This is a genomic window from Cryobacterium sp. N22 (genome assembly GCF_002929555.1).
GTDB lineage: Bacteria > Actinomycetota > Actinomycetes > Actinomycetales > Microbacteriaceae > Cryobacterium.
The window spans coordinates 201,198-214,419 of the sequence record NZ_PJJP01000037.1; the positions used below are offsets into that span (position 1 = coordinate 201,198).

Genomic DNA, 13,222 nt, shown 5'->3' on the forward strand with positions numbered 1-13,222 from the left:
GTCACTTGCCGCCAGCTCGTTTCCCGATCATGTACCCCGAGTAGAAGCCGCCGAAGTTACCGCCGATGAGAATGAACATGGCCGCGAGCACATCCGTCACCGTGTCTTCATGTTGAGTGAAGAGGATGAGGAAGCCGCCGACGATCAAGACAACGGCGATAACGGGGTTCGAATGCCACCTGACTAACATGCCCGCAAGCCTACCGAGCGAGCGAGCCCCGGCGGCGGTCGGCGAGGTTGAGGATGGCACCCCACACGACCAGGGCCGCGATCAGCAACCACCACGACTGCGCAGCGATCCACACGCCGACCGGAGCGGCCGTCGCGCCGGTCACGTCGAGGGCGATCCCGATGAGAAACCAGCCACCCAGGATGTACGCGAACGTCGCCCCGAGGGAACTCCAGGGGGACAGCCGGGAACGGTTCTGCTCGGTGAAGCGGCGCTGCCTCGCCGCCAGGTCCACCTCCCGGCTGCGCATCTGGGCATTCCGCTGGCCCTCGGACAATGCCCGACCGATGGTCGACAGCCCTGCGGCCCCGGGCATCCGGCGCGTGGCGTCGGCCAGACGCCGTCGTGATCTGTATGCCCCGATGACGGTGCTGAGCACCGGCACGACAAGGACCAGCCCGACCGCCCACCACGCGTCGCGGGGGGAGAACTCCCAGATCCAGTCCACCTGGTTGTGGTTGTAGGCCGCGAGCAGAACCGTGCGGATCGGATCGTCGCCCGCCCACAGGGGCAGCGTGGCGGCGATGAGCATCGCGGCCAGCGCGGACGCCACGGCGATGACGGCGATCAGTGTCGCGCGCCGGTCGGCGTGCCGCCAGGGGAGTAGGACGTCATTGTGTTCGACACTCATGAGAACGACAGTACGGGACGGTGACCGGCGCGACCGTTCGCACTAGGGCTCCGGGTCACTCCGGCTGCTGGCGGCTCACCATCTCCGTGATCCAAATGGGCGCGAACGGCGAGGTGCAGCCCGGGGGAGTCGGGTAGTCCTTGAGCACCTCCAGGCGCTCGCCGATGGCCAGGGCGCGAGCGCGGCACTCGGGATGGTCAATCCCGACCTGGGCCAGGCAGTGGTTCATCGCCCACTGCAAGCGCTCCGGGGCATCCTTCATCTCAGCCTCGATGATGTCCAGCAGCCCGGGGAGGTCGAGCCCGTCAGGTCTCTTCGCCACCCGATCGGTGGTCAGCGCCCAACCGGCGCTGGCGACCACAGGGTCCGGGTCGGCGAACCAAGCCACGCGCAGGTCCTCGACGTGCGGGCTCTTCTTCACGACGTAGTTCACGAGCCAGTCCTGCACCTTGGGCGTGCCCGCCTCGCGCAACATGGCATCCAACTCATCGCGCTCGAATGCCTTGGGCCGGCAGATCAGCACCGCGAGTAGACGCGCCGCGGTGTCCCCGGTCGCCCACAGCTCGCGGGCCAGCTCCTGCTGGGTCTTGAGCCGCTTGGCAACCGCCCGCAGCTTGGTGAGGTTCACGCCGTGGTCGTCACCGTGGTTGGCGTTCACCGCGCGGATCTGCGGATCCTCAAGGGCGGTCAACTCGGCCATCACCTCTGCCGCTGCCGTCACTGTCGCTGTCGCTGTCGTCTGGGCCATCGCCGCCTCCTGTCCATCCCGTGAAATCAGCCTACGACGCGTGACCCTCGGGTGGGACGGCGCGCACGGCGCCGAGCTTCACCGGGTTCATGATGAAGAAGATCCGGTTGATGCCGCGGCTGCTGACCCCGATGGCGCCGACCAGGAACGGCTCGCCATCCATCCGGAGTACGAAGGCGTCGGAACCGTTGACTGCGGCGACGTTCAGCTCGACCTGCACCTGCAGCTTCTGGACTGTACCGAGGAGGAACCGTGCCACGTTGTCGCGACCTTCGACGGGCCGGCGGGCGGCGGTCACGTTGCCGCCACCATCCGAGTACAGGACGATGTCGTCGGCGAGCAGAGCCTGTAGGCCCTCCAGGTCGCCGGCTTGAGCGGCGGCGAGAAAGGAGCGGAGCAGACGGTTCTTCTGCGCGACGGTCACGCGGTTGTCGCTGTGCTCCTTGAGGTGCAGGCGGGCACGCCGGGCGAGTTGGCGGGCGTTGGCCTCCGTGGTCTCGACGACCGCGGCGATATCACCGAAGGTGTAGCCGAAGGCCTCGTGGAGCAGATAGACGGCACGCTCCTGAGGTGTCAGTCGTTCCATCAGCAGCAGGAGCCCGACCTCGAGGGCCTCGGTGTTTTCCGCACCCAGTTCCGGATCGGCGGCGGTGAAGACCGGTTCCGGTAGCCACGGGCCGATGTAGGTCTCCCGGCGCAGGCGCGACGACGTCGCCACGTTGATTGTGAGGCGGGTCGTCATCGTCGTCAAAAATGCACCATGGCTGCGGATGCCCGATCGGTCGGTCGTCTGCCACTTGACCCAGGCGTCCTGCACGACATCCTCTGCCTCCACTGCGCTGCCGAGCATGCGGTAGGCGATACCGAAGAGCCGTGGGCGCATCGACTCGAACCCTGCCGCCAGCTCATCCAGTTCTGCTGCGGTCACCTCGCGACTGGGAACTCCCATCGGCATCCTCTGGTCGGCGTTGCTCGCTGTACGATCCGGCTTCAACTTACCGTCGCCCGGTGCGGATGGTGATTCGTGACAGGCCGCGCGCGAGGTGGTGTCACGTTTCGGCGGAGGCGGCGGTCATTACTTATGAACCGCCCATTTTCGATAAGGAGACCGCATGAGCACACGTTCCGAGCACAGGGTTGTCGTCATCGGGGCCGGCTATGCCGGAATCCTCGCGGCAAACCGGGTGCAAGCGTCCTTGACGGCTGACGAAAGCCGACGCGTGCGCGTCGTGATGGTGAATCCCACCTCCGATTTCATCGAGCGTGTGCGCCTGCACGAGGTGGCCGCGGGGGTGCGCACGCACGCCGCGATTCCTTTGGGCGACATGCTGCATGACCGCATCGAGATCGTCCTGGGCACGGTGCTGCGGATCGACGCTCCTGCCCGTGTGCTCTCCGTCGCGACACGCAGCGGGATCACGGAGGAGCCCTATGACACTCTCGTCTACGCCGTGGGGAGCACGGCCGCGCTTGGAGCGCCCGGTGCGGACGAGTTCGCGCACCTGCTCAGCAACGCTGACGGGGCGGAGACCGCGCGCCGTGCGCTCGCCACCGGCCCGGACGAGCAGCGCATCGTGGTGGTCGGGGGCGGGGCGACGGGTGTGGAGGCCGCCGCTGAGTTCGCGGAACAGCACCCGGGCGCGTCGGTCACCCTGGTGTCGAGAGGCGCCGTGCTCGCGCATCTCCCCGCGGCGTCCCGCAAGTCCGTCCTCCGTTCGCTGAAGAAGCTCGGCGTCAATGTGATGGAGGGCAGCGGCGCCGGCCGGGTCCTGGCCGATGCCGTTGAGCTCCTGGACGGCGCGCTTCTTCCCAGCGACGTCACCGTCTGGACCGCCTCTTTCGCCGTCCCCGATCTCGCCCGTCGCAGCGGGCTCGACGTCGACCCGATCGGCCGGTTGCTGGTCGACGAGGAACTCCGTGCGCTTGGCTACCCTGAAATCTTCGGTGCCGGCGACGCCGTGCATCCGCCCTCCTCCGTCGGATCGCACCTGCGGATGGGCTGTGCAATCGCCATGCCCCTCGGCGGCCACGCGGCGGATAACGTTCTGGCCGTCTTGCGCGGAGGAGGCCTGACGAAGCTCGACGTCGGTTTCAGCGCCCAGTGCATCAGCATCGGCCGCAAGAGCGGGATCATCCAGCTCCTCACAAAGGCGGACCGGCCGCTGGCGATCCGCATCACCGGTCGGCCCGGGGCGATGGTGAAGGAATTCGTCTGCACATTCCTCGCGACCGGTTCGCCCCGACGAGAGCGGATCCGGCCCGGATCGTTGATACTGGCCTCCGGCCCGAAGAGGATGCCTGTCGACCTCAGGAATTAGTCCCGTGCGTTCAGACCTTCCATCAGTCGGCTTCGGTCTGCTGCTGCAGCCAATCCTCGAAGCGGGTGGGAAAGCGGAACGCATCCGCGCCGGGCAGGAGTTCGTCGGCCGTCAAGGTCGTCCCGAAATAGCGTGCGAGCGGATCGGCCACCACCTGGCGCGGGTCGTTGCGCGAGTGGAGCTCAAGCTGCACCAGGTCGGTCATCGCGAAGACCTCTGGACCCGCGAACTCCGTGGTCGACATCGTCGGCTCACCCAACGTGGTCTGCACGACGGCGGCGGCCACGTCGTTGCCGGCGATCGGCTGCACGGAAGCCCGAGCAAGGTGGATGAGGTTGTCCCGGGCGGCGGCATCGCCGATGCTGCGCACGAATTCGAAGAACTGGGTGGCGTGCACCAGGGAATAGGGCAGGGCGGACCGGCGGATCAGGGTCTCTTGAGCGTCCTTGGCGAAGAAATATCCCCGCTCGGTCTGGGCGAGGCGATCGGTGCCGACCACGGACAGGGCGACGTGGTGGCGCACCCCGGCCGCCTTCCCGAAGGTGAGCAGATTGAGGGTGGACGCGTAGAAGAAGTCGAGGGCGCCGGCTTGGTCGGTGTACGACGAATTCGAGAGATCGACGACGGTTTCGGCGCCGTCGAGCGCCTCGTCCAAACCCTCAGCGGTGTACGAGTTGACCCCGGTGCCCCGCGCAGCGACCACCACATCGTGCCCGGCACGGCGGAGCCGGTCTACAACCTTGGTGCCGATCAGGCCGGTGCCTCCGACGACGACGATTCTCATGGTGTTCCTCTCCTGGCGCGCGGCTCGGTGAGCAGCGTCTGATCAGCTAGGACCGATTTCGACGCGATTTTGTGACACCGTGTCACAGATCGGGGTTCTGTGCGGTCATAGTTCTCAATGGATCGTCTTTTGACTATGAACCCCGCAGGAGGATTTTTTATGGTGGAGATCGATGAGTGACGGCCTGGATGACGCGGTGGCCGTGTTCTCCGCCGTCAGACGGCGCCTCTTCGGCATTGCCTACCGGATGCTCGGCACCGCGTCGGAAGCCGAGGACATCGTGCAGGATGTCTGGGTGCGGTGGCAGACCTGTGACCGCAGCGCGGTGCGTGACCCGGCCGCGTTTCTCGCCACGGCGGCCACCCGCCTGTCGATCAATGTCCTCCAGTCCGCCCACTCCCGCCGCGAGACCTACATCGGTCCCTGGCTGCCCGAGCCGGTCAATACCAGCGACGACCCGGCGCTCGGTGCCGAGCGCGGTGAAGCCCTCGGGTTCGCGATGCTCCTGCTGCTTGAAAAACTGACCCCCACCGAACGCGCCGCCTACGTCCTGCGCGAGGCCTTCGACTATCCCTACGAGCAGATCGCCCAAATCGTGCAGCTCAAGGAACCCGCCACCCGTCAGCTCGTCAGCCGGGCTCGCAAGAAGCTGGCCACCGAGCGCCGGGCGCCCGTGGTGTCCGCCGAACAACGCCGTCTGCTCGCCGCGTTCCTGCAGGCCGCCCAGAGCGGCGATGTCACCGCGCTTGAAGATCTTTTCGCCTCCGATGTCGTCAGTTACTCCGACGGAAACGGCGTCAAACTGGCCGCCCGCATCCCCGTGAACGGCCGCAGCAGGGTGGCGACGTTCGTCGCCGCGTTCTCCGGCCACTTCTGGGCCGGCAAGACCATCGACTGGGTCGAGCTGAACGGTCAGCACGCCGTGACTTTGACCGAGGCCCGAACGGTGACCACCGCGCTCACGCTGACCGTCGGCGACGACGGCATCCAGCAGCTGATGTGGATGATGAATCCCGACAAGCTCGGTCGCGTGTCCGCTGGGGTGGATTGACATCCGGCGAGCCGGCCTCCGACGCGCTGTCGGCCGAGCGCCCACGACTCCTGGACATCGCCCTGCGCATCCTGGGATCCATCGCGGAGGCCGACCGGGCAGTGGAGCGCACGTTCACCCTGTGGCGCGAGGCGCCGGCGGCCGAGCGGGACGCGGGCGTCTCGCTGCGGGATCAGTTGACGGAAATCCTCGCGCGCACCTGTGTCGACGCCCTACGGCAGGCCAGGCTCGACCGCGGCCAGTACGTCGGCGACTGGCTGCCGGAACCCCTTCCCCACCTGGGTGCGCCCCGCACGCCAGGCGGCACGGATCCGGTCGACCGGATCTCCCTGGACGAGTCCCTGAACATGCTGTTGCTCGTGGTGCTGGAATCGCTCACGCCTGAGGCACGCGTGGCCTTCATCCTGCACGACGTGTTCGGTGTGCCCTTCGGCGGGATCGCCGACGTCGTGGGGCGCTCTCCCGAGGCCACCCGGGAGCTGGCTCGCTCCGCCCGCCGGGAGATTCACCATCGCCGGGAACACGACGCGCCCGGGGAGCGTCATCGAGCGCTCGTGCTCGATTTCCTCGCCGGCTGCGCGGCTCAGGACGAAGCCCAGGTGCGGTCGAGACTGCACCCCGACATCGCCGTGATCATCGACGGCGGGGGCAAGGTGAGCGCGGCGCCCTCCCCGACGCGGGGGGTGGAACAGGCCGCCCGGCTGCTCATTCGCGTGATTTCGGGGGTCCCGGCCCTGGCGGTCACCGAGCAATCGGTCAACGGCCAGGCCGGGCTGGTCTTCCGCCGGGACCAGAGAGTGGTGGGCGTGATGAGTGTGAGCGTGCGGACCGGGACGATTCGGGACGTCTGGATCGTCCTCAACCCCGACAAGCTCCGGCACTGGAACGCTGACTGACCCGAAAACCGGCTCGGCCCCGTCGTGCGCAGGTCAGGCGGCGGGCGGTCTACCCGTGGAAGGCGACGAGCTCCTCCGCGACCACGACGGCGCCGGACCGGATGAAGGCCTCGATGTCGGGCATCCGGTCCCAGCTGTTCACCGCCATTCCGGCCCGTACCCGGCCGCCGGAGGTCCAGAACGCCACGAATTCGCGCGTCTCCAGCGATCCGCTGACCACGAGGTCGTCGTAGTCGCCTGGCCCGGCGACGAACCCGGTGTACTCCATGCCGATGTCGTACTGGTCGCTGTAGAAATAGGGCAGGTGGTCGTAGGCAGCCGTCGCGCCGAGCATGCCGGCGCCGGCGTGCGGGCCGGTTCTCAGGGCGGTGTCCCAGTGTTCGACCCGGAGCGGACGGTCGTAGACGGGGGAGGGGATGCTCGCCACGTCGCCGGCCGCAAAGACGTCGGGCGCGCTGGTGGCGAGGCTGCCGTTCACGGCGATGCCACCGCCGAGTTCCCGGGCGCGCAGGGCGATTCCCGCTGATGCAGCGAGCCCGGTATTCGGTGCGGCACCCACCGCGATCAGGACCACATCGGCCGGCAGCACGCGGCCATCCTGCACGGTGACCCCGGTGACCCTGCCCGCCAGGCCGTCGATCGACGCGACCTCCACCTGTTCCAGGAGGGTGACGCCGTGCTCGCGGTGGGCCTCGGCGTAGAACGCGCCCATCGTGTCGCCGAGAACCTTCCCGAGCGGCTGCCGGCCGTGGCCGAGCACCGTGACATCAAGCCCGAAGCTCTGCGCCGAGGCGGCGACCTCAAGGCCGATCCAGCCGTCGCCGACCACCACGAGCTGCCCTCCGCCCGCGGTCCGGGCCGCGTCGAGAGTGGCCTGCAGCAGGTCGGAACTCTCCACTGTGCGCAGGGCGAGGACCCCGAGTAAGTCCTCACCCGGGATGCCGGCGGAGCGCGGCGAGGATCCGGTCGCCAGGAGCAGCCGGGAGTAGAGCTGCTGCCGGCCGTCGGCGAGCGTGAGGCGGTGATCCGCCACGTTCAGTCCAACCGCGGTCGTCGCCGTGCGCACCTCGACGCCGTGTTCGGCGTACCAGGACGGGGCGAGGGTGAACAGGCTCGTGCGGTCGACCTCCCGACGCAGGTAGTCCTTGGACAGTGGCGGGCGCTCGTAAGGGTGGTGCGGTTCGGAGCCGAACACCACGAGGTCACCGTCGTGGCCCGCCTCCCGGATGGCCCGGACCGCGCCGGCTGTGGCGAGCCCGCCGCCGACGATGACGAGTGGTTCGGTCATGGTGTCTCTTCTCTCGTTGGAGGGTCTACCTCGCGGGGGTGGACGCGGCGGTGGTCAGCCACTCGTCGAACCGGGTGTCGAAGATGACGGCGCCGGTGCCAGGCAACAGCATCCGCTCGCCCAGCTTCTGGCCGAAGTACGTGGATTCGGGGTCGGTCACCACCGTGCGTGGGTCGCCGGCGAAGGCCAGGCCGGTGCGGATGAGGTCGTCGAGGCCGAGCTCTTCGGGGCCCGCCACTTCGATGGTGCCGTTCAACGGTTTGCCCGCCGTTGCGCGCGCGACCGCGGTCGCCACGTCTTCCGCCGCCATCGGCTGGATCAGCGCGTGGGACAGGCGCACCTCGTCGCCGACCGTCGCGGTCGCGGCAATGCTCTTCACAAACTCGAAGAACTGAGTGGCGTGAATGATCGAGTAGGGGATACCGCTGGATTTGATCAGTTTCTCCTGGGCGACCTTGGCGCGCTGGTAGCCGCTGTCGGTCATCAGTTCGGCGCCCACCACGGAAAGGGCGACGTAGTGGCCGACGCCGGCCTCTTTGGCGTAGCTGATGATGTTGGTGGTCGCGGTGGTGAAGAAGGTCATCACGTCGTCGTCGGCGAACGAGGGTGAGTTCGACACGTCGAGCACCGTGTCGGCGCCGGCGAGGACTTCGGCCAGGCCCTCACCGGTGAGGGTGTTCACTCCGGAGTTCGGCGAGGCCGGGATCGCTTCGTGGCCGTGGGCGGTGAGCTTGGCGACGACCTTGGAGCCGATGAGGCCGGTGCCTCCGATGACGACGATCTTGGACATGAGCGAAACCTTCCGTCGGTGCGGCGCGGGTGTTCCGCGGCCGTCACAGAGCTATGACCGGATAGGCCGCCCAGGTGTGACCGTTTGGGCGATGTGGTCTTATCGTTCCGGGGCGCTCGGCGGCGGACGGGACCAGTCGCGGTCTGCTTGGCGCAACCTTGGACAAAGCCGCCTGAAACCCTGTGCTTCCGCTCTTACCTCACGACTCGACCGGGCCTCCCGTTAACGGTGACGGTACACGCGGTGATGTGGTTTCAACACCGGAGCGTCTCAGCTCTGCGTGCTGCCGCGGAACGCGCGGATGATCTGCGCGAGTGCCAGCCCCACCGCAGTGACCACGGGAACGGCGACCACCATCAGGGCGATGCGGTTGGGCCGGAATTCCAGGCCGTCCGGCCCGCCGACATAGGCGCCGATCGGCACCGCGTAGCCACCGCCACCGCCGCCCCGGCCCTCGCCGACGCCCATGCCCGCCGGACCCAGGCCACCGTCGGGCATCTCGCTGGAGCCCTCGCCGCCGCCGAAGCCGAAGCCGACGAGCGCGACGGGGATCAGGTCGTGCCCGCCCAACGTGCTCTTCTCGCCGTACGCCAACTTTGCGCCCCAGGAGGGCACCGATTCCGCCAATTTCTCGATGAGGTTCGCCATGGAGCGACCGTACGCGGGTTCATGGTTTCCGGATAGACGCCACCGGCCGAGAATCTCAGCCGCAGCCGACGGCCCCGGTCACGGCAGATCCAGCGCCGTGCCGCACGGAACTAAGGACAAAGTGCCCAAATAAGGACGATAAGCCAAATTCTGTCCTTTTTACCTCACTTTTTCCTTATTTCGAGGTGCGGGCGTCGGCCGCGAGGCGGTGTGCACAGGGGCGCCGCGCGGGTAGTTGTGTACAGGGGAGGACTTTCCGGGCGGGCGGGGGGATGCGGGCTACAACACTGGGCGCATGGAACTTGGCACCTGGCTCGCCCAGCACGGTGGCATCGCGCACTCCGAGCAGGCCGAGCGCGCTGGATTCACCCGCTATGCGATTCGGCACAGTATCGCCAGAGGTGAGTGCGCCCGTGTGCGGCGGAACTGGCTGGCTCTGCCGACGGCCCCGGCCGATCTGCGCGCTGCGGCTGCGCTCGGCGGACGGGTGGCGTGCCTGAGCCTGGCCCGGCGACGTGAACTGTGGCACCTCGCCGATGGGATGAACCACGTCAGCGTGGTGAGGAATGCAGTGGTACCGGCATCGAACACCCTGCGGGTGCACTGGGGTGCCGGGCCGGTTGCGGTTGCCCGGTTCGCCCTCGTCGAACCGATTGAGAACGCCCTCGTGCATATTGCCGGGTGCCAACCCTTCGAAAACGCCCTCGTCGTCTGGGACTCCGCCCTGAACAAGAAGCTGGTGACATTCGGCTCGCTCGCCAGGCTTCCCCTGCGTAGCGCCGCGGCCCGCGCCGTGCGAGCGGTAGCGTCGGGGCTCGCCGATTCTGGCCTGGAGACGCTGCCCGTGTCCCGGCTGGCGGCCAGCGGCATCCGGGTCGACCAGCAGGTCATGCTCGACGGCCACCGAGTCGACGGGCTGATCGGGGACCGGCTGGTGCTTCAGACCGATGGATTCAGCTTCCACTCCTCGGCCGAGCAGCGGCGTGCGGACATCGCTCACGATCGGCGGCTCGCACTGCTGGGCTACACGGTTCTGCGCTACGACTACCGACAGATCCTCTTCGACTGGCCACGCGTCGAGGCCGAGATCCTCCAAGCCATGGCCCAGGGCCTGCATCTCGCCCGGCCGCAAAGGTGAGGCGGCGAGCCTCGGTAGGCTGTGGGTCAACATACGGGGGAACGCATGGAGTCGGAAGCAACATCAGGGGCGAGACGACAGCGCAGAACAGCTATGCGGCGTTCGCTGGTCGCCGTCGGCATGGCGCTGGGCGTGGCGACGATGTTGTCCTCGTGTTTCCTCCCCGCAAACAGGCCCCAGGCCTCCGAGCCGCCGGCGGAGCCCGGCATCAGCCGCGAAGCCGCCGGGGAGCTCCTCAACGCCGTACCGGGACTCCAGACGGGCACTGTCGGGTCGGTAATCTCCGGTCTGAGCTATGAGGTCATCGTGGAGGTTTCCGTTGACGACGCTGCGTCGATTCTGGCCCCCGGGGTGCTGGACTACGTCTTGCGGGTCGGTTGGGCTACCGAGTTGCCCAACGAGCCCACCATCCTCAGCCTGACCGTGCGGAACAACGGCACCACCCTTGACCTGCAGTCCCAGGCACAGGAACTCACCGGGGGCGCAAACCTGGAATCGGTGAACCCGTTCAGCGCCTACCTGGATGCGCCGGCGGACTATCTCGGCGACTGGCCGGGCGCCGTGCCCACCCCGCCCACCCTGCCCGCTGTCTAGGCTGTAGCCATGGCCACAGTTCTTCTTGTGCGGCACGGCCGCACCACCGCCAACGCGACCGGCCTGCTGGCCGGGCGCACGCCCGGCGTTCTGCTCGACCAGACCGGCCGGGACCAGGCCGTCGTCACGGGGGAGCGGCTCGCCGCGGTACCGCTGGTCGGGGTGGTCTCCAGCCCGCTGGAGCGCTGCCGGGAAACCGCGCAGCACATCATCGACCGCCAGACCGGCACCGTGCTGACGCCGATCGAGGACGAACTCTCCGAATGCGACTACGGCGACTGGCAGGGCCGCACGCTCGCAGAGCTGTCGAAAGAGAAACTGTGGTCGGTGGTGCAGGCGCAGCCGTCCGCCGTGACCTTCCCGGGTGGCGAGGCGATGGCCGCGATGCAGGCCAGGTCGGTCGCCGCCATCCGCCGCCTTGACGCCGCCTTCGAAGCCGAGCACGGCCCCGCTGCCGTCTGGGTGGCGGTGAGCCACGGCGACATCATCAAGTCGATCCTGGCTGATGCTTTCGGCATGCATCTGGACCTGTTCCAGCGCATCGACGTGGGCCCGGCATCCGTCTCGATCGTGCGGTACGGCGCCAGCCGGCCCAGCGTGCACGCCACCAACACCGACGCCGGGGACCTCTCCTGGCTCGCGGCGAGCGCTCTCTCGGCGGACGCTTCGGTCGGCGGCGGCGCGGGTCATCAGGCGCCACACGCATCGCGCGCCTAAAATACCTGCATGCCTACAATCGTCCATGAGTTCGCCTGGCCGGATCGGGTCGTCGTCGGCACCGTTGGCCTGCCCGGCTCCCGCACCTTCTACCTGCAGGTGCGCACCGGCGCCCAGATCGTCAGTATCGCCCTGGAGAAGCAACAATCGGCGCTGCTCGCCGAGAAGATCGATGAGATCCTCGACCAGCTGATCGCCTACGAGGGCAACCCGTTCAGCATCCCCACCGTCACCCCCATCGAACTGGTCGACAACGACCCGCTGGAGCCCGTCGACGAGGAGTTCCGCACCGGCTCGATGAGCCTCGGCTGGGACCCGACGACCGTGCAGATCGTGCTCGAGGCCTTCCCTCTCGTGGACGAGGACGACGACGAGCTGCTCGAGGTGGCCGTCATCGAACCGGCCGAAATGCTGCTGGTGCGGATGCCCGTCGGCACCGCGCGGGCGTTCGCCACCCGCACCCGCGAGGTGGTGGGCGCCGGCCGGCCCATCTGCCCGCTCTGCGGTCATCCCATTGACGCAGACGGGCACACCTGCACCCTCCCCGGCGCGTGATCGTGCCGGACGCCGACCTTCTCGACGGTGACCTCGAACTCACCGGGCGGATCACGACGGCGTCCAACGCGACGTTCCTGGGCACCATCGACGGTGTCACGGTGGTCTACAAGCCGATCGCGGGGGAGAACCCGCTGTGGGACTTCCCGGACGGCAATCTGGCCAGCCGGGAGGCCGCGGCGTACCTGGTCTCTGAGGCGTTCGGCTGGAACGTCGTGCCCCGCACCTGGTTGCGAGACGGCCCGATGGGCCCCGGGATGGCGCAACTCTGGCAGGAGCGGGACCCCGACCAAGATGCCGTCGACCTGATCCCCGCCGAGGCCATGCCCGAGCAGGGCTGGCGGCACGTGCTCGACGGCCAGGACGAGCGGGACCGGCTGGTGTCGCTCATCCACGAGGACTCCGTGGCGCTGCGCCGGATGGCCGTGTTCGACATCATCGTGAACAACGCCGACCGCAAGGGCGACCACATCCTGGCCATGCCCGACGGGCACCGGCACGGCGTCGACCACGGGCTCACCTTCCACGCCGACCACAAGCTGCGCACCGTGCTCTGGGGCTGGCTGGGCGAGGACCTCAGCATGGACGAGCTGGCCGGGATCGACCGGGTCAGCGCCGGCCTCGCCGCCGGGCTCGGGCCCGAGCTCGCCGGCCTGCTCACTCCTGCCGAGCTCGTCGCCCTGGCTGCCCGCTGCGACCGGTTGCGCACCGTTGGCCGTTTCCCGGCCCCGGAGGGTCAGATGCCCGCGGTGCCCTGGCCGTTGTTCTGACGGTCCCGGTCACCGATTCCCGCAGAACGGCACCGGCCGCGCCCACATCGTGGGACCCTTGAGGA

At 68.2% G+C, this 13,222-nt stretch carries 16 protein-coding genes; 8 read left to right on the forward strand and 8 right to left on the reverse strand.

The window, feature by feature from the left end; genetic code table 11:
- Position 1: 1 nt before the first annotated feature.
- The 4 genes from CXY76_RS13580 to CXY76_RS13595 are packed head-to-tail and all read right to left on the reverse strand — an operon-like array spanning position 2 to position 2,557.
- A complete protein-coding gene (locus CXY76_RS13580; protein ID WP_104165357.1) occupies positions 2-190 on the reverse strand; it encodes a hypothetical protein in 189 nt (62 codons plus the stop codon).
- A 10-nt stretch (positions 191-200) separates the two neighbouring features.
- Positions 201-860 carry a hypothetical protein gene (locus tag CXY76_RS13585; protein ID WP_104165360.1) on the reverse strand — a complete coding sequence of 220 codons (660 nt, stop codon included), beginning with the start codon at positions 858-860 and terminating at the stop codon, positions 201-203.
- A gap of 55 nt (positions 861-915) precedes the next feature.
- Complete coding sequence (locus CXY76_RS13590; protein ID WP_104165362.1) at positions 916-1,608, reverse strand: DNA alkylation repair protein; 693 nt, start codon at positions 1,606-1,608, stop codon at positions 916-918.
- Between the two features lie 31 nt (positions 1,609-1,639).
- Complete coding sequence (locus CXY76_RS13595; RefSeq protein WP_104165364.1) at positions 1,640-2,557, reverse strand: RNA polymerase sigma-70 factor; 918 nt, start codon at positions 2,555-2,557, stop codon at positions 1,640-1,642.
- 163 nt (positions 2,558-2,720) lie between these two features.
- Between CXY76_RS13595 and CXY76_RS13600 the strand changes: the two genes are divergently transcribed.
- Positions 2,721-3,926: an NAD(P)/FAD-dependent oxidoreductase gene (locus CXY76_RS13600; RefSeq protein ID WP_104165367.1), complete on the forward strand. Its 1,206-nt coding sequence runs from the start codon at positions 2,721-2,723 to the stop codon at positions 3,924-3,926.
- Positions 3,927-3,948: 22 nt separating this feature from the next.
- Here CXY76_RS13600 and CXY76_RS13605 read toward each other — a convergent pair whose 3' ends face one another.
- A complete protein-coding gene (locus CXY76_RS13605) occupies positions 3,949-4,710 on the reverse strand; it encodes an SDR family oxidoreductase (RefSeq protein ID WP_104165369.1) in 762 nt (253 codons plus the stop codon).
- A 172-nt stretch (positions 4,711-4,882) separates the two neighbouring features.
- Here CXY76_RS13605 and CXY76_RS13610 point away from each other — a divergent pair, with 172 nt between their 5' ends.
- Together CXY76_RS13610 and CXY76_RS13615 are read left to right on the forward strand one after the other, a co-directional pair.
- A complete protein-coding gene (locus CXY76_RS13610) occupies positions 4,883-5,761 on the forward strand; it encodes an RNA polymerase sigma-70 factor (RefSeq protein ID WP_104165372.1) in 879 nt (292 codons plus the stop codon).
- Positions 5,758-6,657, forward strand: coding sequence for an RNA polymerase subunit sigma-24 (locus CXY76_RS13615; protein ID WP_104165374.1), 900 nt, complete (start codon positions 5,758-5,760; stop codon positions 6,655-6,657). The genes CXY76_RS13610 and CXY76_RS13615 overlap by 4 nt, the downstream gene beginning before the upstream one ends.
- A gap of 49 nt (positions 6,658-6,706) precedes the next feature.
- Here the strand turns inward: CXY76_RS13615 and CXY76_RS13620 are convergent, their stop codons facing one another.
- The 3 genes from CXY76_RS13620 to CXY76_RS13630 all read right to left on the reverse strand — a co-directional run bounded on the left by CXY76_RS13620 (position 6,707) and on the right by CXY76_RS13630 (position 9,383).
- Positions 6,707-7,945, reverse strand: a complete 1,239-nt coding sequence (locus CXY76_RS13620; RefSeq protein WP_104165376.1) for an NAD(P)/FAD-dependent oxidoreductase — start codon at positions 7,943-7,945, stop codon at positions 6,707-6,709.
- Positions 7,946-7,970: 25 nt separating this feature from the next.
- On the reverse strand, positions 7,971-8,735 hold the full coding sequence (locus CXY76_RS13625; protein WP_104165378.1) for an SDR family oxidoreductase: 765 nt from the start codon (positions 8,733-8,735) through the stop codon (positions 7,971-7,973).
- A 270-nt stretch (positions 8,736-9,005) separates the two neighbouring features.
- The gene (locus CXY76_RS13630; RefSeq protein ID WP_104165380.1) at positions 9,006-9,383 is read right to left on the reverse strand and encodes a hypothetical protein; all 378 of its coding nucleotides are present in this window, start codon (positions 9,381-9,383) and stop codon (positions 9,006-9,008) included.
- Positions 9,384-9,678: 295 nt separating this feature from the next.
- On the opposite strand from CXY76_RS13630, the gene CXY76_RS13635 reads away from it, so the two are divergent.
- The 5 genes from CXY76_RS13635 (at position 9,679) to CXY76_RS13655 (ending at position 13,157) form a co-directional block, all read left to right on the forward strand.
- Entirely contained in the window at positions 9,679-10,521 is an 843-nt protein-coding gene (locus CXY76_RS13635) for an endonuclease domain-containing protein (protein WP_104165383.1), read from the forward strand.
- Positions 10,522-10,614: 93 nt separating this feature from the next.
- Positions 10,615-11,115 carry a hypothetical protein gene (locus tag CXY76_RS13640; protein ID WP_104165385.1) on the forward strand — a complete coding sequence of 167 codons (501 nt, stop codon included), beginning with the start codon at positions 10,615-10,617 and terminating at the stop codon, positions 11,113-11,115.
- Between the two features lie 9 nt (positions 11,116-11,124).
- A complete protein-coding gene (locus tag CXY76_RS13645; RefSeq protein WP_104165387.1) occupies positions 11,125-11,832 on the forward strand; it encodes a histidine phosphatase family protein in 708 nt (235 codons plus the stop codon).
- Between the two features lie 9 nt (positions 11,833-11,841).
- Positions 11,842-12,387 carry a DUF3090 domain-containing protein gene (locus tag CXY76_RS13650; protein WP_104165389.1) on the forward strand — a complete coding sequence of 182 codons (546 nt, stop codon included), beginning with the start codon at positions 11,842-11,844 and terminating at the stop codon, positions 12,385-12,387.
- Between the two features lie 2 nt (positions 12,388-12,389).
- Positions 12,390-13,157, forward strand: a complete 768-nt coding sequence (locus tag CXY76_RS13655; RefSeq protein ID WP_104165555.1) for an SCO1664 family protein — start codon at positions 12,390-12,392, stop codon at positions 13,155-13,157.
- Positions 13,158-13,222: the final 65 nt, after the last annotated feature.

Excerpts from the sequence above, each read along its gene's own strand:
- CXY76_RS13645 (WP_104165387.1), top strand. The coding sequence starts at position 11,125 with ATGGCCACAGTTCTTCTTGTGCGGCACGGCCGCACCACCGCCAACGCG.
- CXY76_RS13585 (WP_104165360.1), bottom strand. The coding sequence starts at position 860 with ATGAGTGTCGAACACAATGACGTCCTACTCCCCTGGCGGCACGCCGAC.
- CXY76_RS13640 (WP_104165385.1), top strand. The coding sequence starts at position 10,615 with ATGCGGCGTTCGCTGGTCGCCGTCGGCATGGCGCTGGGCGTGGCGACG.
- CXY76_RS13605 (WP_104165369.1), bottom strand. The coding sequence starts at position 4,710 with ATGAGAATCGTCGTCGTCGGAGGCACCGGCCTGATCGGCACCAAGGTT.
- CXY76_RS13625 (WP_104165378.1), bottom strand. The coding sequence starts at position 8,735 with ATGTCCAAGATCGTCGTCATCGGAGGCACCGGCCTCATCGGCTCCAAG.
- CXY76_RS13590 (WP_104165362.1), bottom strand. The coding sequence starts at position 1,608 with ATGGCCCAGACGACAGCGACAGCGACAGTGACGGCAGCGGCAGAGGTG.
- CXY76_RS13580 (WP_104165357.1), bottom strand. The coding sequence starts at position 190 with ATGTTAGTCAGGTGGCATTCGAACCCCGTTATCGCCGTTGTCTTGATC.
- CXY76_RS13595 (WP_104165364.1), bottom strand. The coding sequence starts at position 2,557 with ATGGGAGTTCCCAGTCGCGAGGTGACCGCAGCAGAACTGGATGAGCTG.
- CXY76_RS13630 (WP_104165380.1), bottom strand. The coding sequence starts at position 9,383 with ATGGCGAACCTCATCGAGAAATTGGCGGAATCGGTGCCCTCCTGGGGC.
- CXY76_RS13650 (WP_104165389.1), top strand. The coding sequence starts at position 11,842 with ATGCCTACAATCGTCCATGAGTTCGCCTGGCCGGATCGGGTCGTCGTC.
- CXY76_RS13610 (WP_104165372.1), top strand. The coding sequence starts at position 4,883 with ATGAGTGACGGCCTGGATGACGCGGTGGCCGTGTTCTCCGCCGTCAGA.
- CXY76_RS13600 (WP_104165367.1), top strand. The coding sequence starts at position 2,721 with ATGAGCACACGTTCCGAGCACAGGGTTGTCGTCATCGGGGCCGGCTAT.
- CXY76_RS13635 (WP_104165383.1), top strand. The coding sequence starts at position 9,679 with ATGGAACTTGGCACCTGGCTCGCCCAGCACGGTGGCATCGCGCACTCC.
- CXY76_RS13620 (WP_104165376.1), bottom strand. The coding sequence starts at position 7,945 with ATGACCGAACCACTCGTCATCGTCGGCGGCGGGCTCGCCACAGCCGGC.